18 protein-coding genes, 1 tRNA gene and 1 riboswitch are annotated in these 19,632 nt (G+C 72.3%); of the genes, 7 read left to right on the forward strand and 12 right to left on the reverse strand.

The genetic code is table 11. From position 1 onward, the window contains the following. Nucleotides 1-13 precede the first annotated feature (13 nt). The 7 genes from CP982_RS16800 to CP982_RS16830 form a co-directional block, all read right to left on the reverse strand. A complete protein-coding gene (locus CP982_RS16800; protein WP_150511291.1) occupies nt 14-679 on the reverse strand; it encodes a response regulator transcription factor in 666 nt (221 codons plus the stop codon). After that, nucleotides 646-1,896, reverse strand: coding sequence for a sensor histidine kinase (locus CP982_RS16805; protein ID WP_150511292.1), 1,251 nt, complete (start codon nt 1,894-1,896; stop codon nt 646-648). The genes CP982_RS16800 and CP982_RS16805 overlap by 34 nt, the downstream gene beginning before the upstream one ends. A 3-nt stretch (nt 1,897-1,899) precedes the next feature. Beyond that, nucleotides 1,900-2,439: a DUF3592 domain-containing protein gene (locus tag CP982_RS16810; protein ID WP_150511293.1), complete on the reverse strand. Its 540-nt coding sequence runs from the start codon at nt 2,437-2,439 to the stop codon at nt 1,900-1,902. 118 nt (nt 2,440-2,557) lie between these two features. Next, entirely contained in the window at nt 2,558-3,157 is a 600-nt protein-coding gene (locus CP982_RS16815; RefSeq protein WP_150511294.1) for a lytic polysaccharide monooxygenase auxiliary activity family 9 protein, read from the reverse strand. A 156-nt stretch (nt 3,158-3,313) separates the two neighbouring features. Further along, complete coding sequence (locus CP982_RS16820; protein WP_150511295.1) at nt 3,314-4,012, reverse strand: nucleoside/nucleotide kinase family protein; 699 nt, start codon at nt 4,010-4,012, stop codon at nt 3,314-3,316. Further along, nucleotides 3,999-5,228, reverse strand: coding sequence for an SPFH domain-containing protein (locus CP982_RS16825; protein WP_150511296.1), 1,230 nt, complete (start codon nt 5,226-5,228; stop codon nt 3,999-4,001). Before CP982_RS16825 ends, CP982_RS16820 begins: the two co-directional genes overlap by 14 nt. 49 nt (nt 5,229-5,277) lie before the next feature. Beyond that, a complete protein-coding gene (locus CP982_RS16830; RefSeq protein ID WP_150511297.1) occupies nt 5,278-6,582 on the reverse strand; it encodes a peptidoglycan-binding protein in 1,305 nt (434 codons plus the stop codon). 243 nt (nt 6,583-6,825) lie between these two features. On the opposite strand from CP982_RS16830, the gene CP982_RS16835 reads away from it, so the two are divergent. The 4 genes from CP982_RS16835 (at nt 6,826) to glxA (ending at nt 11,928) form a co-directional block, all read left to right on the forward strand. Further along, nucleotides 6,826-6,899, forward strand: a tRNA-Lys gene (locus tag CP982_RS16835). Between the two features lie 64 nt (nt 6,900-6,963). Next, the gene (locus tag CP982_RS16840; RefSeq protein WP_150511298.1) at nt 6,964-7,677 is read left to right on the forward strand and encodes a FadR/GntR family transcriptional regulator; all 714 of its coding nucleotides are present in this window, start codon (nt 6,964-6,966) and stop codon (nt 7,675-7,677) included. Nucleotides 7,678-8,008: 331 nt separating this feature from the next. Beyond that, nucleotides 8,009-9,994 (forward strand): glycosyltransferase family 2 protein, encoded by a 1,986-nt coding sequence (locus CP982_RS16845; RefSeq protein ID WP_150511299.1) that lies wholly within the window; start codon nt 8,009-8,011, stop codon nt 9,992-9,994. Then, nucleotides 9,991-11,928 carry a radical copper oxidase GlxA gene (glxA, locus tag CP982_RS16850; RefSeq protein WP_150511300.1) on the forward strand — a complete coding sequence of 646 codons (1,938 nt, stop codon included), beginning with the start codon at nt 9,991-9,993 and terminating at the stop codon, nt 11,926-11,928. The genes CP982_RS16845 and glxA overlap by 4 nt, the downstream gene beginning before the upstream one ends. 125 nt (nt 11,929-12,053) lie before the next feature. Here glxA and CP982_RS16855 read toward each other — a convergent pair whose 3' ends face one another. Next, nucleotides 12,054-13,088: a glycoside hydrolase family 6 protein gene (locus CP982_RS16855; RefSeq protein WP_150511301.1), complete on the reverse strand. Its 1,035-nt coding sequence runs from the start codon at nt 13,086-13,088 to the stop codon at nt 12,054-12,056. A 159-nt stretch (nt 13,089-13,247) separates the two neighbouring features. Between CP982_RS16855 and CP982_RS16860 the strand changes: the two genes are divergently transcribed. The 3 genes from CP982_RS16860 to CP982_RS16870 all read left to right on the forward strand — a co-directional run bounded on the left by CP982_RS16860 (nt 13,248) and on the right by CP982_RS16870 (nt 15,743). Next, entirely contained in the window at nt 13,248-14,069 is an 822-nt protein-coding gene (locus CP982_RS16860) for an ANTAR domain-containing protein (RefSeq protein ID WP_229879162.1), read from the forward strand. Between the two features lie 419 nt (nt 14,070-14,488). Further along, a riboswitch (cobalamin riboswitch) is annotated at nt 14,489-14,617 on the forward strand. Nucleotides 14,618-14,655: 38 nt separating this feature from the next. After that, nucleotides 14,656-14,883, forward strand: a complete 228-nt coding sequence (locus tag CP982_RS16865) for a CbtB domain-containing protein (RefSeq protein WP_144003619.1) — start codon at nt 14,656-14,658, stop codon at nt 14,881-14,883. A 17-nt stretch (nt 14,884-14,900) separates the two neighbouring features. Beyond that, a complete protein-coding gene (locus tag CP982_RS16870; RefSeq protein ID WP_150511302.1) occupies nt 14,901-15,743 on the forward strand; it encodes a CbtA family protein in 843 nt (280 codons plus the stop codon). A gap of 160 nt (nt 15,744-15,903) precedes the next feature. On the opposite strand, the gene CP982_RS16875 is transcribed toward CP982_RS16870, so the two are convergent. The 4 genes from CP982_RS16875 to CP982_RS16890 form a co-directional block, all read right to left on the reverse strand. Beyond that, a complete protein-coding gene (locus CP982_RS16875) occupies nt 15,904-16,527 on the reverse strand; it encodes a class F sortase (protein ID WP_150515528.1) in 624 nt (207 codons plus the stop codon). A gap of 59 nt (nt 16,528-16,586) precedes the next feature. After that, nucleotides 16,587-17,105 (reverse strand): hypothetical protein, encoded by a 519-nt coding sequence (locus CP982_RS16880; protein WP_229879161.1) that lies wholly within the window; start codon nt 17,103-17,105, stop codon nt 16,587-16,589. 101 nt (nt 17,106-17,206) lie between these two features. Then, a complete protein-coding gene (locus tag CP982_RS16885) occupies nt 17,207-17,986 on the reverse strand; it encodes an HAD-IIA family hydrolase (RefSeq protein ID WP_150511304.1) in 780 nt (259 codons plus the stop codon). A gap of 82 nt (nt 17,987-18,068) precedes the next feature. Next, the gene (locus CP982_RS16890) at nt 18,069-19,553 is read right to left on the reverse strand and encodes an alkaline phosphatase family protein (protein ID WP_150515529.1); all 1,485 of its coding nucleotides are present in this window, start codon (nt 19,551-19,553) and stop codon (nt 18,069-18,071) included. Nucleotides 19,554-19,632 lie beyond the last annotated feature (79 nt).

Consider the following 19,632-nt stretch of genomic DNA (forward strand, 5'->3'; position numbering starts at 1 on the left):
CCCGGGATCGTAGTCAGGCCCGCAGATACGCGAGCACGGCGAGCACGCGCCGGTGCGTGCCGTCGGTGACGGGCAGGTCGAGCTTGCCGAGGATGTTGCCGATGTGCTTGCCCACGGCGGCCTCGGTGACGACGAGTTCGGCGGCGATCGCGGCGTTGGACCGGCCCTCAGCGACCAGCGCGAGCACCTCGCGCTCGCGCGGCGTGAGCCGCTCCAGGGGATCACGTCTGCGCCGCAGCAGCTGCCGTACGACTTCCGGGTCCACGACCGTGCCGCCGTCGGCGACCCGGGTGAAGGCGTCCACGAACTGCTCGACCTGCCCGACCCGGTCCTTGAGCAGATAGCCGACCCCGCCGCCGTCGCCGGTGTCCAGCAACTCGGCGGCGTACGACCGCTGTACGTACTGGCTGAGCACGAGGACCGGCAGGTCGGGGCGCTCGGCGCGCAGGGCGAGCGCGGCGCGCAGGCCCTCGTCCTCAAAGCCCGGCGGCATCCGCACATCGGTGACGACGACGTCCGGCGCGTGCTCGGCCACGGCCCGGCGCAGCGCGTCCGCGTCGCCGACCGCCGCGGCCACCTCGTGCCCGAAGCGGGTGAGCACCCCGACGAGGCCCTCGCGCAGCAGCACGCTGTCCTCGGCGAGGACTACGCGGCGGGCGGGGGCGGCATCGGGTCGCACGGGATCTCCAGGGACAGGACGGTCGGCCCGCCGGGCGGACTGGTGACGGTCAGTGTGCCATCGAGGACGGCGAGGCGGTCGGCGAGCCCGGTCAGGCCGGAGCCGCGCGCGGGCTCCGCGCCGCCGCGCCCGTCGTCGCGCACCCGTACGCGCAGGGCGCCGTCGGCGTACCGGGCGTGGACCGCGGCGCGTGCGGCACCGCTGTGCCGGGCGACGTTGGCGAGGGCCTCGCGCACGGCGAAGTACGCGCCGGACTCCACGGGTTCGGGAAGGCGGGGCAGGTCCGCGTCGGTGTCCACGGGCACCGGCGAGCGGTCGGCGGCGTCCTCGATGGCGGCCGCGAGGCCGTAGTCGGCGAGGACGCGCGGGTGGATGCCCCGGATCAGCTCGCGCAGTTCGGCGAGGGCCCGGTCGGCCTCCTGGTGGGCCGCGGCGAGCCGGTCGGCGAGCGGGCTGCCAGGGCCTGCGTCGAGGCGGGCGAGGCCGAGGCCCATGCTCAGGGCGACGAGCCGCTGCTGCGCCCCGTCGTGCAGATCCCGCTCCACGCGGCGGCGTTCGGCCTCGAAGGCGGCGACGAGCCGGGCCCTTGACCGGGTCACCTCGGCGAGCCGCGCCTCCGTCTCGGCCTCGCGCGGGGCGAGCAGCAGCTGGGCGACGGCGGCGCGGGCGGTGGCGTACGCGCCGAGCGGGTACAGCAGGGCGGCGAGCAGGGCCAGGCCGATCAGGGCGGTGCCGCAGGCCGCCGGGTAGGACGCGACGAACCACAGCTTCGCGGGCCGTACGCCACCGCCGTCGGGGCCGCCGGTGAGCGCGAGTTGGGCGGGCGCGGCGGCCAGGGCGAGGGGCAGCACCAGGGTGCAGGCGGCGACCGCCAGGTCGAGGAGCCACAGCACGCACGCCATCAGGACGGCGTACGCCAGCTCCCGCCAGGTCGCCTGCTCCCGCACCCGGAGGCGCAGCCAGGCAGCGAGGCCCGGGGCGTCGGGGGTGCGGTGCGGGCTGGTGGCGGGGCCCTGCCGCACGAGCCGGGCCCGGCGGCGCTCCAGGGCCCCGACGGGCACGCCCGCGAGCGCGAGCAGACCGAGCAGCGGGATCCCCACGACGACGAGGCTCGCCACGAGGCCAAGGACGAGGCCCGCGGCCAGGACCACGAGGAGGGGCGCCCCCACCGCGACCCCCGACACGACGTAGGCCGCGCTCCGCAACTTCCGCTTCATGGCTCAGGGCACGACAATCTCCGGGTCGGACTCGTCCCAGGGCACGTCGGGGGCCGGGTCGTCCTCGACGCTCACGCCGTCGCCCCAGCCGAAGTCGTCGGAGAAGGCGCGCGCCTCGGAGACGAAGAAGAGGCAGAAGGCGACGATCAGGCCGAGGAAGCCGAGCACGGCGACCGTGACCAGGGTGTTCGCGACCGGGCGCGGCGCGTGCGCGGTCGCCCGCTCGGGCCGCTCGGGGGCGTAGTACACGGTCACGACGTCGCCCTCGATGATCGTGCCCGGGCCGTTCTCCTCCTCGAAGCGGACCGTGCGGCCCTCGCGGGTGACGAACTCGTAGACGTGGTGCAGGGTCGTGGACACGTGGTGGTGGCGGTCGCCGCCGCGCCCGGAGGTCGTCGTGTAGGTGCGCAGACAGCGCGCCCGGGCGGTCAGGCCGCTGCGCCAGGCGCGCCGCATCTGGGCCGAGCGCCTGACGATCGCGGCCGCCATGACGATGGCTATGCCCGCCATGATCAGCGGTACGAGATAGAGCAACGCGTCCATGAGGGTCCCCCGGTAAATCCCGCGCACGCCGTAGTGGTCACGTACGGCGTGCGCAGAACCTACCCGTGGGGGGTGGCGGAGATCCTCAGGGGAACCTCTGAACCAGCGGCGGCAGGTGTCAGAAGGTGACGTCCGAGCAGGCGTAGAACGCGTTGCCCGTGTCCGCGATCGTCCAGACGGCGAGGATCACGTGGTGGCCGCTGCGGCCGCTCGGGATCGTGCCGCTGTGCGACAGGGTCGCGGGCGGCTGCTGGGCGTTGTACGGCACGGTGAGGAACGGCTGGGTGTCGAGCGCCGCCCTCGTCAGGGGCTGGCTCTCGTTCCAGCCCTGCTTGGTGATGTAGTACCGGAAGTCCGTGGTGCGGTGCCGCGCGGTGAACTGCCAGCGGAAGGAGTAGCTCTGGCCGCCCGACACCTTCGTCGTGGGCCATGCGTTGCCGTTCGGCTGCGTCGCCTTGTTGAGCGAGCTGAAGCCGGCGAGCCCGGCGGAACAGAGCTTTCCGTCGGCAGGGCCGCCCGCCGGGAAGCCCTTGGGGCCCTCGACGCTCTGCGGTTCGTACTGTATGGCGCCGCAGCCGGTCACCACGCCCTTGGCGCAGTTGATCTGACGGCTCGCGGGCAGGTCGGTGTAGCCATGGCTGCTGGCGCCGCCGGTCGAGAGCACGAACGCTCCGACCGTCGCCATCCCGAGCATGGCGGCGGACAATTTCTTTCGCATGCTGCGCTCCTGAACAACGTGGGGGTAGTTCTGTGAGCCGTGCGCGCGCTGACGGTCGTGCTGAGCTGCCGTGTGACGGATGGTGCGGCCGCCACGCGGGATGCGATTCGCATGGTCTGGACCTATGGGGATGTGCGGTCTAGACCAAGTCCCAGATTATTGCGGGTAGTTGAACATGTCCATACCAATCGTGGAGACGATCCGATCGCAGCGAGTCCGCGAGGTCTCCACCAGTTCACCGTTGGGGGTGTCGTTTCCGGCCACCCACGCCCGCGCCTCCAGCGGGCTCCTGCCGCCCGTCAACTGCCGCTCCACCAGCCGGTTCCGGCGCTCCTCCGCGGGCGCTTCGACGTACCAGCACTCCGCCGTGAGGGCCCGTGCCTCCCGCCATCCGGGCAGGTCGCAGGCCAGGTAGTTGCCCTCCGTCACGACGAGCCGCGCGGTGGGCGCGACCAGGTGCCGGGCGGCGACCGGCTCGTGCAGCGTCCGGTCGTAGTCGGGCGCGTAGACGTCGTTCGCCGTCTCTTCGAGGACCCGGCGCAGGAGCGCGACGTAGCCCAGGACGTCGAAGCTCGGCTCGGAACCCTTACGGGACGTCAGGCCGAGCCGCTCCAGCTGGACGTTGGAGAGGTGGAAGCCGTCCAGGGGCAGATACGCGGCGCCCGCCCCGACCTCGGCGACCAGCGCCTTCGCCAGCGTGGACTTCCCGGCGCCGGGCGGGCCCGCGATGCCGAGCAGGACGCGGGGGCCCGCGCCCGTCAGCTTCCAGGCGTCCTCGGCGAGCGCCTTGAGACCCGGCCGGTCGGGTCGGTCCCGTCGGTCCGGTCGGTCCCGTCGGTGATCAGCGTTCTCCATGCCCCGTATAGAACGCCACCGTCAGATCCTTGACCAGCGCCTTGCGCTCGTAGTCGTCAAGCTCCACCAGGCCGCGCGTGGTCAGGCGCGCCACCGTGTCCTCGACGGAGTCCACCACCGACGTGAGCACGCTGTCACGGTGCCGCGCGTCGAGCGCGGCGACCCTGCGCCGGTGCATGGCGTCCGCCACCTCCGGCGCGTACTCGATCCGCGTCGGCTGTACGGAGAAGACCTCGATCCCCACCGGCTCCGCCTGCGCGGCGAGGGCCCGCGTCAGGGCCTCGCCGACGGCCTCCGCGTCGCGCAGCGTCGGGCCGCCCTCGGCCGCGCCCCGGGCCCCGTCGTGGAAGGCGTCGGCGGGAAGCCGCGACAGGACGCGGGCGGCGGTCGCCTCGACGCACTCGCGCAGATACTCCTGGTGGTCGGCGACGGCGAGCGCGGCCCGCGCGGTGTCCTTGACCCGCCACACCACGAGCACCACCACCCGCAGCGCCACACCGGAGCGGTCCACGGCGGCCATCGGCTCGCTGCGCCAGTGCCGGAGCCGCACGTCGACGCGGCGCCGCAGCAGCAGCGGGTTCACCCACAGCAGGCCCGTCCGCCGCACGCTCCCCCGGTACCGGCCGAACAGGGTCAGGACCCACGCCCCGCCGACCCGGCCGCGCGCGAGCCCGCCGAAGCCGAAGAGGGCGAGCGCCCCGGCCCCGGCGAGCACCGCCCACTGCGCGGGCCCGATCCCCGACGCCCCCGGCCGGGCCGCTGCCCCGGGCAGGGACCGGGGCAGCGCCCCGGCCCACCACAACGCGAGCACGCACCCGGCCGCGCCCACGCCGCCCGCGAGCACCCCGACCGCGCCGGGCAGCACCCGGGCACGCCGCTCGACGAGGTCGAGGCCGGAGCCGGAGTCGGCATCGGCTCCGAGTACGGGCACGGGCACGGGCGACGGCGGGGCCATGCCCGGCCGCCCCGCATCGCCTCGGGTCCCTTGCTCCACACGGGGGCGCGCCGCAGGGCCCCGCACCACCGCGGAGGGCAGCGCGGAGGGCAGCGCCATCCCCACCGGGTCCCGCGGATCGTCGCGGAACAGCAGGTGGACGGGGATCTCCGTGGTGGCCTCGCTGTGGATGAGGCGGGGCGGACGGCCCGCTCCACCCGCCGCGCCACCGCGCCCCCGGCCTTCGTCCGACTCCGGGGACCGCTCTGTCGTCGTGCTCATCTCTGCCTCCGTCGCCTCCGCCGTGGGTTCCCCGCCGCGCGCGGGCCCGTCACAGGAACAGCCGCCGCCAGGTCTCCGGCCCCGGGACCCCGTCGGCCGCGCCGCCCCGCCAGCCCTGCGCCCGCTGGAAGGCCTCGACCGCCCTGCGGTCCGCCTCGCCCCAGCGCGGCCCGGGCCCGACCGCGTAGTACTTGCCGAAGCCCTTGCGCACGAGCTGCCGCCCGAGCCGCTCGACGAACGCGTTGCTCTGCCCCGGCCGGAAGTGGCCCTTGCCGGGGAACGCCGGGACGCCCTGCCCGCCCCCGGCGCCGCGAGCACCGGGAATGTCCCGGCCCTTGCCCGTGACCAGGTACGACCACGTCAGCGGGCCCGGAATCCCGTCCGCGTCCGTGCCCGTCCAGCCCTGCGCCCGCTGAAACGCCCGGGTCGCCCTGCGGTCGGCGTCGCCCCAGCGGGGCCCCGGACCCGACCGGTAGTACGGGGCGCCGCCCCGGGCGACGAGGAGCTGCCCGAGCCGGGTGACGTACGCGTTGTGCGCACCGGGGCCGAAGGAGCGCGCGCCGGGGTAGCGCCCGGAAACCGCCGGGGTGGAACCGGCAGGACCCGGCGCCGCCCGCAGGCCCTTGTACCGGTAGGCCCGGTAGCGGTCCGCGTCCTTCCAGTACGCGTAGGGCGTGGCCTTCTTGCGCGTGTAAGGCCGCGCCTGCTCATAGGCGAGATAGGAGGTGCGGGCGGCGTCCGCCCAGCCGCCGAAAATCGTCACGTGCGAGCCCCTCTCCGGGTTCGCCGGATTGTGGAACAGAAGAATGTCCCCCGGCGCGAGGTCGGCCTTCGAGATGCGCGTCCCGTACCGGTCGAGCGTGCCCGTCCATTCGTTTCCGCCCAGATTCCAGGCCATCGAGACAAAGCCCGAGCAGTCCTGCCGGTAGCCGTCCGCCCAGAATCTCCGCAGGTTGTACGGCACCCGCGCGTTCACCCACTGCCGGGCCCGGCCGATGATCTCGGCCCGGGTGGTGGTGCGCAGCTGCGCACCGTGGGCACTGGTCCCGTGCAGGGGGCTCTGGCGGCCCTGCGGGGTGCCGGGGTCGTCCCCCTTCGGAGCCGCTACACCCGCCCCCACCTGCGGAAACGACTCCAGCGCCGGGGCCGCGGCCGCGGGCAGCGCCTGGCTGGGGCCGAGCACGGAGCCCGCCGCGGCCGCGAGGACCAGGGCCCGCCGCGCGCCGTGCGCACCCGGGTGGCCGCCGCGCCCCGGCGGCAGCGCGTGCATCCCGGCGCGCCGCCAGTACACGCACCCCGGGCACTCGCAGTCGCTCGCGGGCTTGAATTCCTCGAATGCCGGAGCGGCGTCCATGCGATTCCCCTCACATCCGCCGGGATGTCCGGGGAAGGCCCCCGGCCAGGATTGTCCGCGCATCTGCATATCCGTCAGTTTTCCAACTGTCCGGGGATATCGCATGTTGACGGTCCGAATGATGGAGGGGGCCCGGCAAAGGGCCCTCACCCGATCCCCCGCCGCACCGCCGGGACGCGCCCCCCGACTCCCGGGTGGTCATGACCACCCTCGAACATCCGGTAGAGTTATCTCCGTCAGCACGCGCCGCTAGCTCAGTTGGTTAGAGCAGCTGACTCTTAATCAGCGGGTCCGGGGTTCGAGTCCCTGGCGGCGCACAGACAGCGAAAGCCCTCCGTCAGCGACGGGGGGCTTTCGTCGTACTGCCGCTACGGTTGCGCCATGGCGCGGGACATCCAGGAGCGGATCAAGAAACTCATCATCGATCAGCGGCTGCCCTCCGGCTCCGTGCTGCCGACCGAGCCGGAGCTGATGGAGCACCTCGGCGTCAGCCGGAACTCGGTGCGCGAGGCGCTCAAGGCGCTCCAGGCCATGGGCATCGTCGAGATCCGGCACGGCTTCGGCACCTACGTCGGGCCGATGTCGGTGGCGCCGATGATCGAGGGCCTGGCCTTCCGCACCGTCGCCGGGCACTACCGCGGCGAGGACAGCCTGCTCCAGCTCCTGGAGCTGCGCGAGGCCGTCGAGACCGGGCTCATCGCGCGCCTCGCGGGCTCCCTGCCGCCCGCCGACCTGGCCGAGCTCGACGCGCTCGTGGACCGCATGGACGCCGAGGCCGCGGGGCCCGGCGGCGAGGTCCGCGCCGAGACCGACCGCGCCTTCCACGCCACGCTCTACCGCTGTCTCGGCAACCGGCTGCTCGGCGAGGTCCTGGAGGCGTTCTGGGACGCCTTCCACAAGGTCCGCACCGACCTCGTCGACGTACCGCGGGACCCGAAGATCACCTGTCGCCAGCACCGCGAGATCCTCGACGCGGTGCGCTCCTCGGACGTCCTGCGCGCCGAACGGGCCATACGCGAGCACTTCGGCAACATTCGTACCCGTTTGAGCGCGCCCGCCTCAACAGTGGGCTCCCGCCCCACATATGACCGGTAAACTCCTTGCTTTCACTCTTGCGATCACGCAAGGGCGCATAGAACCCTGACGGGAGGCTCGCCGGAGCCTCGGCTCTCACGGGGCGCGCGACACGGGGCAGTTGGGGCCCCGGACACCGCCCGTGCGACGAGAGCCCTCATGAACACCGGGACAGGGGGTCCCCGCGTTCATGAACGGATGCCGAGGGGGGCATCATGCAACCGGAAGGCCACGTTTCGCTGTCGTAGCGAGGGGTGGCCTACCACTTGATGCGCTCGCGCAGGTCGAGGGGGACCGCCGCGGGCGAAAGGACCGACGACCACGCGGACAGCCGCGTGCGGGGGGATGACTCATGACGTCGACGCCACCGGGCGAGCGGCACGGCGACCCGTCCCAGACCACCCAGCTGCGCGTGCTCTCGCACCGGACGGGCGGTCTGAGACGCATCAAGAAGTCGCTGCCGCGCTACGACTACGAGCATTACAGCCGCCTGGCGGGGCCCCTCACCCAGCCCGACCCGGCGAAGCCCTACAAGGTCCAGTACCGCTCCCTGCTCTCCCAGGAGCCGCACCGGATACGCGCGGCCCTCATGCTCGGCGCGGCGCCGCTGCTCTCCCTCGTCCTGCTCGCCTGGCTGCTCCAGCCCGAGCACTGGACGGAGCGCGACTACCCCGCGTACGACTTCCTGCCCGTGCTCGACGTCGTCATGCTCGTCTCGATCGGCTTGATCGAGTTCTTCCGCTGCATGAACGTCCTGTCGAACGCGCACGCCACGCTCGTCGCCCGCGACCCGGTCCCCGTGGTGCCCGAGACCGGCACCCGCGTCGCCTTCCTCACCTCGTTCGTGCCCGGCAAGGAGCCGCTCGAGATGGTGACGAAGACGCTGGAGGCGGCGGTGAAATTGCGCCACCGCGGCCTCCTGCACGTCTGGCTGCTCGACGAGGGCGACGACCCGGCGGTGAAGGAGGTCTGCGCGCGCCTCGGCGTGCACCACTTCTCCCGCAAGGGCGTCGCGAAGTGGAACCAGGCCAAGGGCCCGCACCGCGCCAAGACCAAGCACGGCAACTACAACGCCTGGCTGGACGCGCACGGCGACGCCTACGACTACTTCGCCTCCGTGGACACCGACCACGTCCCGATGCCCAACTACCTGGAGCGGATGCTCGGCTTCTTCCGCGACCCGGACGTCGGCTTCGTCATCGGCCCGCAGGTCTACGGCAACTACGACACCTTCGTCACCAAGGCCGCCGAGTCCCAGCAGTTCCTCTTCCACGCCCTGATCCAGCGCGCGGGCAACGCCTACGGCTCGCCGATGTTCGTCGGCACCTCCAACGCGGTGCGGATCAAGGCCCTCAAGCAGATCGGCGGCCTGTACGACTCGATCACCGAGGACATGGCGACGGGCTTCGAGATCCACCGCCACAAGAACCCGGTCACCGGGAAGAAGTGGAAGTCCGTCTACACCCCGGACGTGCTCGCCGTCGGCGAGGGACCCAACGCCTGGACGGACTTCTTCACCCAGCAGCTCCGCTGGTCGCGCGGCACGTACGAGACCATCCTCAAGCAGTTCTGGAAGGCGCCGTTCTCGCTGCCGCCCGGGCGGCTCTTCAACTACACGATGATGGTCATCTTCTACCCGATGTCGGCTCTGAACTGGATCCTCGCGGCCCTGAGCTGCGCCCTGTTCCTGGGTCTCGGCGCCTCCGGCGTGAACATCGACCCGACCATCTGGCTGATGCTGTACGGCAACGCGTCCGCGCTCCAGATCGGCCTGTACATCTGGAACCGCCGCCACAACGTCTCGCCGCACGAGCCCGAGGGCTCCGGCGGCATCGCGGGCATGGTGATGTCGGCCCTGTCGGCCCCGATCTACGCGCGCTCCCTCATGGACGCCGCGCTGCGCCGCAAGAGCAGTTTCGTGGTCACGCCCAAGGGCGACTCGGCGAGCCCGGACACGCTGTTCGGCACGTTCCGCATCCACCTGTTCTTCATCCTGGTCTTCGCCGGCTCCATCGCGGCGGCGTACGTGTACGACCACGCGCACCCGGCGATGATCATCTGGGCCACCTTCGCGCTGCTCGTCACCGCCGCGCCGATCTTCGCCTGGCGGCACGGCATGCGGCAGGAGCGGAAGAAGCCGCCGACGCCGCCGGAGGGCGGGCCCGGCGTGCCGGAGCAGCAGACGCTGCCCGCCCGGGAGTTCGCGCCGCACAGCGCGCCCCCGCACGCGCAGCCGGGCGCGCACGCGCCGCAGCAGAAACCCAGCTGGGCCGCGAACCCCTCGGCCGCTTCGAATGACGACACCATGCAGATCGCCCTCGGGAGCCACGACACATGAGAGACCCCTCGTCCCGCCGCCGCGCCCGCCGGATAGCGATAGGCACGGCGGTGGTGCTGGCCCTGGCCGGCATGAACGGCCCCTGGCTGTGGCGCGTGGGCTCGGAGAAGTACCACAACTACAAGATCAACAAGCCGGAGTACAAGGCGGCGAACGGCCACTGGAAGGTCGTCGAGTTCCCCGAGGAGTACCGGCAGAACACGATCCACGCGTCGCTCCTGCACACCGGGAAGATCCTGATGGTGGCGGGCTCGGGCAACAACCAGAAGAACTTCGACGAGAAGAAGTTCGACACCCGGCTCTGGGACCCCGAGAAGAACACCATCAAGAAGATCCCGACGCCGACGGACCTGTTCTGCACCGGCCACACCCAGCTCGCCGACGGCAAGCTGCTCATCGCGGGCGGCACCAAGCGGTACGAGAAGCTCAAGGGCGACGTCACCAAGGCCGGCGGCCTGATGATCGTGCACAACGAGAATCCGGACCGGCCGATCACGCTGCCCGCGGGCACCAAGTTCACCGGCAAGAAGAACGGCAAGACCTTCGTCTCGAAGGACCCGGTCGTCGTCGAGCGCGCGAAGAAGGTCTTCGACAAGCAGACCGGCGCGTTCCTGCGCAACGACCCGGGTCTCGGCCGCATCTACGTGGAGGCGCAGGCGAGCGGCGCCAAGTACGAGACCGGCACGCAGGACAACTACCGCGTGCAGGGCCTGAACGGCGCCGACGCCCGCAACACGTACGGCATCGCGCAGAAGCTCGCCCTGGACAAGAAGGACTTCCAGGGCATCAAGGACACCTTCGAGTTCGACCCGGTCGCCGAGAAGTACATCAAGGTCGACCCGATGAACGAGGCCCGCTGGTACCCCACGCTGACCACGCTCACCGACGGCAAGGTGCTCTCCCTCTCCGGCCTCGACGAGATCGGCCAGCTGGTGCCGGGCAAGAACGAGGTGTACGACCCGAAGACGAAGAAGTGGACGTACACCAAGGGCGTCCGGCAGTTCCCGACCTATCCGGCGATCTTCCAGATGGCGAACGGCAAGCTCTTCTACTCCGGTTCGAACGCGGGCTACGGCCCCGCCGACGTCGGTCGTGACCCGGGCGTGTGGGACCTGGCGACCAACAAGTTCAAGAAGATCCCGGGCATGAGCGACCCGGACCTCCTGGAGACCTCCAACACGGTCGAGCTGCCGCCCGCGCAGGACCAGCGCTACATGGTCGTCGGCGGCGGTGGCGTCGGCGAGTCCACGAAGGCCTCCAAGAAGACCCGCATCGTCGATCTGAAGGACCGGAGCCCCCGCTTCGAGGACGGCCCCGAGCTGGGCACGGGCACCCGCTACCCGCAGGCGTCCGTCCTGCCCGACGACTCGGTCCTGATCTCGGGCGGCTCCGAGGACTACCGCGGCCGCGGCGACTCCAACATCCACGAGGCCCGCCTGTACGACCCGCGCAGGAACACGCTCGACAAGGTCGCCGACCCGCACGTGGGCCGCAACTACCACTCCGGCTCGATCCTGCTGCCCGACGGCCGCGTGATGTTCTTCGGCTCGGACTCGCTGTACGCCGACAAGGCCAACACCAAGCCGGGGAGCTTCGAGCAGCGGGTGGAGATCTACACGCCGCCGTACCTGTACAACGGCGACCGGCCCGCGCTCGGGTCCGGTCCCAAGGCCCTGAAGCGGGGCGCGTCCGGCACGTTCCCCACGAAGGACGCCTCCTCCATCAAGTCCGCCCGGCTGATCCGGCCCTCCGCCACCACCCACGTCACGGACATCGACCAGACGTCGATCGCCCTCGACCTGAAGAAGTCCGGCGACGCGGTCACGGTGACCGTGCCGAAGAACCGGAGCCTGGTGGAGTCGGGCTGGTACATGCTCTTCGTCACGAACGCCGAGGGCATCCCCAGCAAGGCCCAGTGGGTTCACGTTCCCTAGAGGCCCCGTAAGGGGCGCGGGGAACTGCGCGCTCAGCGCGCGAAAAGCCGCAGTCGCGTCTGCTCGGTACTCGGCAGACGCGACTGCGGCTTTGTTGTGGCTGGTCGCGCAGTTCCCCGCGCCCCTCAGGGGGCGTTCTTGGCGAGCCCGAGTGCGTACTCGGGCCACCACTGCCCGGCCTGCGGGCCACCGCGACACGTGCCGTCGGACTCACCGGGCCGCTTGACCCAGAGGTACGCATCGACCGACGGGTCGCCCGTCTTGGTGGTGGGGGCTTCGCCCAGGGCCCGCCCAGGGGGATTGCACCAGGGGTCCTTGCCCTTGCCGGTGTAGGGCCCGCGCCCATTGCGGCTCGTGTCGATGACGAAGGGCTTGTCACCGACCTTGGCGGACAGGGTCTTGCCGTAGGCCACGCTGGCCTCGGTGGTCTGGAAGTTGGAGACGTTCACCGCGAAGCCGTCGGCCTGCTCGACGCCGGAGCGCTTCAGCGGCTCGTACAGACCGTCGGGGTGCGACCAGCCCGCGTTGCCCGCGTCCAGGTAGACCTTGGTGTTCTTCAGGGACTTCAGCTTGGTGATGGCGCCCCTGAGGAGGTCGTAGCGCTCCTCGTGGAACTGCTCGGGCGTGCACTTGTCGACCATGTGCAGGACCGCGTCCGGCTCCAGGACGACCGTGGCGGCGCGGTCGCCGATGCCCTTGGCCACGCCGTCGATCCACGCGCGGTAGGCGTTGCCGTCGGCGGCGCCGCCCTTGGAGAACTGGCCGCAGTCACGGTGCGGGATGTTGTAGAGCACGAGGAGGGCGTCCCGGTCGGCCTTCTCGGCCGCCTCGGTGAAGCCGCGCGCCTCGTCCTCCGGCTTCTCCGGGCCGATCCACTCGCCGACGGGCTGCTCGGCGATCTTCCGGATCCGCGCCGCCTCGTCCTTCTTGCCGTCCTTCTCGTACGTGGCGACCTGCCGGGCCGCGTTCCCGTCGGGATTGACCCAGAACGGGTCGGTGTCCTTGGGCTGTTGCTTCACCGGACGGGTGGCCTCGTCGCCGTCCCCGTCGCCGTCGGACGAGCACCCCGCGAGCAGCAGCGCGGCCCCCGTGAGCGCGACCGCCGCCGAGACCCCCCTGGCCGTGAGACCCCGCCCGCGACCTGTGTTTCTGCGGTACATCCACTCCCCCTTGGGCGCACGGTCCGGTGCTCAATCCTGGCATAACTACGTGACCCTCACGAGGCCGGGAGAGCCCGTCCGGGCAGCTGTAGGAGAGCTGTTACAGCCCTCCGATGCGGGGTAGGCGAAAAGGTTGGGGGGAGGCGAAAGGGAGAGGCCATGAAGGCCATGCCGGACCGCACCCCGGAGCTGGGACTGGCGCGCGCCCTCGTCGAGACCGTGGTCACGGTCGCCGACGACTTCGACGCGGATCGCCACCTGGGCCGCGTCAGCCAGGTCTGCGCGGAGCTCTTGGACACGCTCGCCGCGGGCGTGATGTACACGGACGCGCAGGACACGGTGCGGATCGCCACGAGCCGCCGCGGGGAGCGGCTCGCGCGCGAACTGCTCGAAGCCCAGCACCTGGGCGGCCCCTGCATCGACTGCTTCGGCAGCGGCAAGCCCGTGGGTCCCGTCCGGCTCGCCGCGCGGGACGCGGTGGCCCGCTGGCCGGAGTTCGCGGCACGGGCCACCGCGCAGGGCGTCGACGTCGCCTTGGCTGTGGCGCTGCGGGCGCGGGGGCGCGTCTTCGGCGTGCTCGGCGTCTTCGCGGCGGAGTGGCGGCCGGACGGTGCGCCGGGTGCGCCCGCGGCCGACGGGGTCACGGGCCCGGCGCCCCAGGACCCCGGGCAGGAGAGCGCGTTGGGGCTCGCGCAGGCGCTCGCGGATGTCGCGGCCGCCGGGCTGCACAACCAGCGCGCCTACACCGAGTGCCGCGATCTCTCCCGGCAGCTCCAGGCCGCGCTCAGCAGCCGCATCCGGATCGAGCAGGCCAAGGGGATACTGGCCGAGCGCTGGCAGACCGGGACCGACGCGGCCTTCGGCGCGATGCGGCGGTACGCGCGCAGGGAGCGCCTCGTCATGGACACGGTGGCCGGGATGGTGCTCAAGGGGACGCTCGACGACGCGACGCTCCAGGACAGGCACGGCCCGTCCCGGTAAGGGGGCGTGGCCCGGCGTGCACCCGCGCCACCTGCGGCGTTCAGCGAGCGGCGGCAAAAGGCCAGTTGGCGTCAAACTCCCCTAGGCCGAAGCCGACTTCCGCTCTAGAGTCGTGGTGACGGCCCAAGCCCCCGGCCGGAGTGGAGCGTTCCGAACGCGGTGCGGCCCAGGGCGGCCGCGTGCTCCCGGACGTTCCGCGCAGTCCACGACCGATGGACCATCCGAAGCCTCCCGTGCCGACGCCGGGTTCCTCCCGCAGCTCGAGCGCGCGCGGTCGAGGACCGGCCCGGTCGGCGACTCCGGGGGGAGCGGGTCGTTGACCGGGCCAGGTTGTGCCCCGCTCCGGGGCGCACGCCGCCCGCGCGCGGCGCCCTCGCGGGCGCGGCGACTGGTTGACAGTGTCCATGACCACCTGCGACTCTCCCGGCGACAAGTCCATACGTCGAGGCGACGGTTGCCAGGAACCCGGTGCGACTCCGGGACGGTCCCGCCACTGTTACCCCACGCGCACGCCTGGGGAAGTCAGGAACTGAACCCGTCGTCCTCCTGCCATGGGGCGTGGAAACCCCAGAAGGAGAGCCACGGTATGTCCGCTTCCGCTGCGCACAGCGCACCACACACCGACACCGCCGCGATACAGTCCGCGACCATCCAGACCCGCGACTGGCTGATCGCCGCGGGCGCCGTGATCCTCGCGCTCATCACCCTGTACGCGGTCTTCATGGACAACGGCTCGCTGATCTCGGCGACCGGTGACTACCTCCACGAGTTCGCGCACGACGGCAGGCACCTCTTCGGTGCCCCCTGCCACTGATCGGGGCCGCTCGCACCATGACCGCGTCCCCAGAGACTCCCCCTTCCCCGAACTCCCTCACCGCTCCCCGCACTTCGACTCCCGCCGCCTCCCCAGCGGCCCCGTCCCCCGTCCTCGCGCTGCTCGGCCGCGGCCTCGCGGCCGGGAGCCTGGGCGGGCTCGCCGCCGGGCTCTTCTCGCTGCTGCTCGCCGAGCCCCTGATGGACAAGGCGATCCGCGCGGAGGAGGCCCGTTCGCAGGCCCACGAGCAGCATGACGCCGGTGCCGCCGTGCAGCACCACGAGGAGCTGTTCTCACGCTCCACGCAGCACGCGGGCCTGGTCATCGCCCTGGTCGTCGCGGGCCTCGCGATCGGCGTGCTCTTCGCCGTCGCGTACGCCCTCGTGCACCGGCGCGATCCGCGTGCCAACCCCTGGCCGCGGGCGCTCGCGTTCTGCGCGGCCGCGTTCTGCGCGGTCTCCCTCTTCCCCGCCCTGCGCTATCCGGCGATGCCGCCCGGCGTCGGCGACTCCGGCACGGTGGGTGACCGGCAGGCCATGTGGGTCGCGGCGGTCGTGATCAGCGTGCTCGGCATGTTCCTGGTCTGGCAGGTGTACGTGCGCCTCGCCGGCCGGTCGCAGCCGGTGCGGCAGCTCGCGGCGGCGGGCACGGCTGCCGCCGTCCTCGCGCTGCTGTGGGCGCTGCCGGACAACCCGGACCCGACGCCCGTGAGCCCCACGCTCCTGTGGGACTTCCGCATGCTGTCGCTCGCGTCGCACGTGCTGATGTGGGTGGTCTTCGCGGCCGTGTTCGGCGGCATCGGCCTGCGGGCGCTGCGCGCGAGAGCCGGGACCGAGGCCGCCTCGACCCCGGCTGTCTAGGGCGTGTCCGGTGGGTCGGCGTGGAGCAAGGAGCGGCGTCTGGTGCGTGCGATCGCAAGGCGCCGGGATGTCCTCGTAGCGGAGCTACTAGGACATTTCGGCAACGCGGCGAGCGTGCGTGCCAGGCGTCGCGACGCCGCGCCGACCCATCGGACACGCCCTAGGGGCCCACGCCCGTGAGATAGGCGGAGACGACCACGTTCGCCGAGTACGTACGGCTGGCGCGGTCGAAGGTGCCGCCACAAGTGATCAGGCGCAGTTCGGCGCGGCCCTCCTCGCGGGGGCCGTAAGCCGTCTTCGCGTCGAAGTCGTCGCGGCCGAGCACCTGGACGTCGTCCACCGTGAACTCGGCGACGGCCCCGTCGTCCCGCACCACCCGCACCTTCTCGCCGGGGCGCACGGCGCTGAGGTGGTAGAAGACGGCGGGCCTGCTCTCCGTGTCCACGTGGCCCACGAGCAGCGCGGCCCCGGCCGCCCCGGGCCGCACCCCGCCGCCGTACCAGCCGACGACGCCCGGCTGCCCGTACGGCGGCGGGTCGATCGCGCCCACCGCGTCCAGGCCGCGGGCCACCACCGGGGCCCGTACGCCGAGCGAGGGCACGTCCACGCGCTGCGGCCGCGCGTCGGCGAGCGGCTCGTGCGGGCGGGGCAGTTCGAGGCCGGGGGGCCTGCCGACGGCGGCGATGTCCCCGGTGGTCGGGTCGGAGAGGCCGCCGCGCACGTCGGTGATCTCGTTGCCCCACAGCCACAGGCCGACGAGCAGCACGGCCCACGCCACGCCCATGACGAGACGCCTGGTGCCGTGCGGGGCGTCGGCGCCTTCGGGCTCGGGCCCGGCCACGGTCAGTCGGAGCGGCGCCGGCGGACGCTGCGCAGGGCCACGGCGACGGCGGCCGCCCCCGCGAGCACCAGGCCGACGACGGCGTGCCGCGTACCGGGCCCGGCCTCCTCGGCGACCGCGGCCACGGGCTTGAGATCGGCGGTGCCGCCCCCGCCGGCCCGCACGGGCGCCTGCGGCGTGGCCTGGGCACCGCCGGCCCGGACGGTGCCGACGCCCTGGTGCGGGTGCCCGTCGCAGGTCACGGTGATCTCGTACGTCCCCGAGATCCCGGCCCTGAGCCGCGCGGATCCGGTGAGCGTCTTGCCGCCGCTGCCGGTCAGCTCGGCGTCCTTCGCGAACGCGCCGGAGCCCGCGGCGCCCGTCGTGCCGCGGCACCCCGAGACCCGCACCTCGACCTGCCCGCCCGGCACCGCGGCGGCGGGTGTGACCTGGGCCCTGACCTGGTCCTGGTCGTGCGCGGCCGCCGGTCCCGCCACCCCCGCGAGCGCGCCCGCGAGGACGAGACCCCCCGCGCCACGCACGGCAAGCGAACATATACGCATCGTGAACCTCCTGTACCAGCAGATTCACGCGCGCGGGGCGTCAGCGCATCCTCAGGACACCCGTCCGTGCCCGCGCGGGCTCAGACCCGGTCGACGAGATCGGCGATGGAGTCCGCGACCGTGGAGGGCCGGAACGGGTACTGGTCGATGTCGGCCCGCGAGGTAAGGCCTGTGAGCACGAGGAAGGTCTCCATCCCCGCCTCGAGGCCCGCGAGGACGTCCGTGTCCATGCGGTCGCCGATCATCGCGCTCGTCTCCGAGTGCGCCCCGATGGCGTTCAGGCCGGTGCGCATCATCAGGGGGTTCGGCTTGCCCGCGAAGTACGGCTTCTTGCCGGTCGCCTTGGTGATCAGCGCGGCCACGGCGCCGGTGGCGGGCAGCGGGCCCTCCGTGGAGGGGCCGGTCTCGTCCGGGTTGGTGCAGATGAAGCGCGCGCCGTCGTTGATGAGCCGCACGGCCTTGGTCATGGCCTCGAAGGAGTAGGTGCGGGTCTCGCCGAGCACCACGTAGTCCGGGTCGTGGTCGGTCAGGACGTACCCGATGTCGTGCAGGGCGGTGGTCAGGCCCGCCTCCCCGATCACGTACGCCGTGCCGCCGGGCCGCTGGTCGTCGAGGAACTTCGCGGTGGCGAGGGCCGAGGTCCAGATGTTCTCGACGGGCACTTCGAGGCCCATGCGGGTCAGCCGGGCCTGGAGGTCACGGGCGGTGTAGATGGAGTTGTTGGTGAGCACGAGGAACGGCTTGCCGGACTCGCGGAGCTTCTTGATGAAGGAGTCGGCGCCGGGGATCGGCACGCCCTCGTGGATGAGCACGCCGTCCATGTCGGTGAGCCACGATTCGATGGGCTTGCGCTCTGCCATGGGGTGCACTCCTGCGGGGTCTGCGTGAAGCAAGTGGCTTGCGGGGCGTCGGAACGGCGCTGTGCCGACGCCCCCAGCCTAATCAGGAAGGCTTGATCCCGACCCCGTCGATCACCCAGTACCAGTTGTTGCCTCCGGTGTAGCGGAAGCGGACCTGGGCCGTCCGGGCTCCGGCGGGGACCTGGAGCCGTACGGTCTCCACGACGGAGGGCGTGTCGGCGGTGTACGTCTTGATGACGACGGGCGCCTTGCCGTCGTAGGAGACGAGCACCTGGCCCTGCTGCGGGGACTCCTGGCGGTAGAACGTGGTGTAGGTGAGCGTGGCCGGGGCGCCGCCCGTGACCTCGTACGCGGGGCTGACGAGGGTGGAGTCGAAGGTTCCGGTGACGGACTTGTCGGACCACTCGTCGCCGTCGGCGACGGCGAAGACGTTCCGCGCCCGGAGGTTGAGTTCGCGCTCCTGGTCGCGCTGGGTCTTCGTCCAGAACTCGTCCGTGGTGAAGGACCAGCCGCGCCACTCGGTGACGCCTCCGCCGCCCATCCGCGTGTTGTCGACGCTCCAGCCGTCGGGCGGGGTGTGGGTGAAGCCGATGACGCCCGCGCCGACGCCGGTCTCGTCGACGGGCGGCTTGAGCCGGTCGCGCAGCGCGTCGAAGGCGTCCGGGCGGGGCTGCTGCACGGGGCGGCCGTCCAGGCCCCAGGCGGGGTCGACGGCGACGCCGAGGTGGGCGAGCGCGCTGACGGCGACGTCGGGCATGCGCACGTCGTACCGTACGGAACCGGCGGTGAGCCCCTCCCCCGCGGCGATGAGGAAGGTCTGCCGCTCGGGCCAGCTGGAGCCGCCGTGGCCGCCCCCGTCGGTGTGGCCGTGATCGGCGGTGACCATGACCAGCCAGTCCTCGTCCCCGTGCGACGGCCGTGAGGTCACGGCGTCGAGGATGCGGCCGACCTGGGCGTCGGCGCCGTGGATGGCGTCGAGGTAGGCGCGGCTCGCGGCGCCGCTGGCGTGTCCGGCGTGGTCGATGTTGTCGAGCTGGACGAAGACGGCGTCGGGGTCGCCCTCGGTGAGGGCGGTGACGGCGCGGCGCGTGGTGCCCGCGTCGTACTCGTCGGAGGGCGTGGAGACGCGGGTGTCGACCTTCGACGAGAAGATCGTGTCGGTGAGGGGCGCCCAGGAGGACACGGCGTAGGTGCGCAGGGCGGGCTTCGCGGCCTCGGCGCGCGTCATGAAGTCGGGGTAGCGGGCGAGGTCGTGGCCGGTGAAGTCGTTGTTCACGACCTTGTGCTTGTCGGGCCAGACGCCGGTGAGCAGCGTGGACCAGCCGGGGCCCGACATGGTGGGGGCGAGCGGGTTGGCGTAGATGCTGCTCGGGGCGGTGAGGCCGCGCGCCATCAGGGACTTCAGGCGGGGCGCGGCGGCGTCCTCGATCCGGTTCAGGAGCGCGCCGTCGAGGCCGATGACCAGGACCTTGGGCCTGCGCGCGACGGCGGCGCGGGCGAGGCCCGACAGGGGCCCCGCGGCGGTGGCGAGGGCGGCGGCGGAGACGAGGAGCGAGCGGCGGCGCATGCCGTGGGACACGGTTCCTCCAGGGGGAGAGAAGGTGCGGGGGTGAGGCGCGAGGGCAGGCATGGCAACGCCCCTGGCT

The sequence above is a fragment of the Streptomyces spectabilis genome (assembly GCF_008704795.1).
In the GTDB taxonomy this organism is placed as follows: domain Bacteria; phylum Actinomycetota; class Actinomycetes; order Streptomycetales; family Streptomycetaceae; genus Streptomyces; species Streptomyces spectabilis.

Bases quoted from the DNA above. Each gene is read 5' to 3' on its own strand.
- CP982_RS16805 (WP_150511292.1), bottom strand. From the start codon at position 1,896: ATGAAGCGGAAGTTGCGGAGCGCGGCCTACGTCGTGTCGGGGGTCGCG.
- CP982_RS16810 (WP_150511293.1), bottom strand. From the start codon at position 2,439: ATGGACGCGTTGCTCTATCTCGTACCGCTGATCATGGCGGGCATAGCC.
- CP982_RS16815 (WP_150511294.1), bottom strand. From the start codon at position 3,157: ATGCGAAAGAAATTGTCCGCCGCCATGCTCGGGATGGCGACGGTCGGA.
- CP982_RS16820 (WP_150511295.1), bottom strand. From the start codon at position 4,012: ATGGAGAACGCTGATCACCGACGGGACCGACCGGACCGACGGGACCGA.
- CP982_RS16825 (WP_150511296.1), bottom strand. From the start codon at position 5,228: ATGAGCACGACGACAGAGCGGTCCCCGGAGTCGGACGAAGGCCGGGGG.
- CP982_RS16830 (WP_150511297.1), bottom strand. From the start codon at position 6,582: ATGGACGCCGCTCCGGCATTCGAGGAATTCAAGCCCGCGAGCGACTGC.
- CP982_RS16840 (WP_150511298.1), top strand. From the start codon at position 6,964: ATGGCGCGGGACATCCAGGAGCGGATCAAGAAACTCATCATCGATCAG.
- CP982_RS16845 (WP_150511299.1), top strand. From the start codon at position 8,009: ATGACGTCGACGCCACCGGGCGAGCGGCACGGCGACCCGTCCCAGACC.
- glxA (WP_150511300.1), top strand. From the start codon at position 9,991: ATGAGAGACCCCTCGTCCCGCCGCCGCGCCCGCCGGATAGCGATAGGC.
- CP982_RS16855 (WP_150511301.1), bottom strand. From the start codon at position 13,088: ATGTACCGCAGAAACACAGGTCGCGGGCGGGGTCTCACGGCCAGGGGG.
- CP982_RS16860 (WP_229879162.1), top strand. From the start codon at position 13,248: ATGAAGGCCATGCCGGACCGCACCCCGGAGCTGGGACTGGCGCGCGCC.
- CP982_RS16865 (WP_144003619.1), top strand. From the start codon at position 14,656: ATGTCCGCTTCCGCTGCGCACAGCGCACCACACACCGACACCGCCGCG.
- CP982_RS16870 (WP_150511302.1), top strand. From the start codon at position 14,901: ATGACCGCGTCCCCAGAGACTCCCCCTTCCCCGAACTCCCTCACCGCT.
- CP982_RS16875 (WP_150515528.1), bottom strand. From the start codon at position 16,527: ATGGGCGTGGCGTGGGCCGTGCTGCTCGTCGGCCTGTGGCTGTGGGGC.
- CP982_RS16885 (WP_150511304.1), bottom strand. From the start codon at position 17,986: ATGGCAGAGCGCAAGCCCATCGAATCGTGGCTCACCGACATGGACGGC.
- CP982_RS16890 (WP_150515529.1), bottom strand. From the start codon at position 19,553: ATGCGCCGCCGCTCGCTCCTCGTCTCCGCCGCCGCCCTCGCCACCGCC.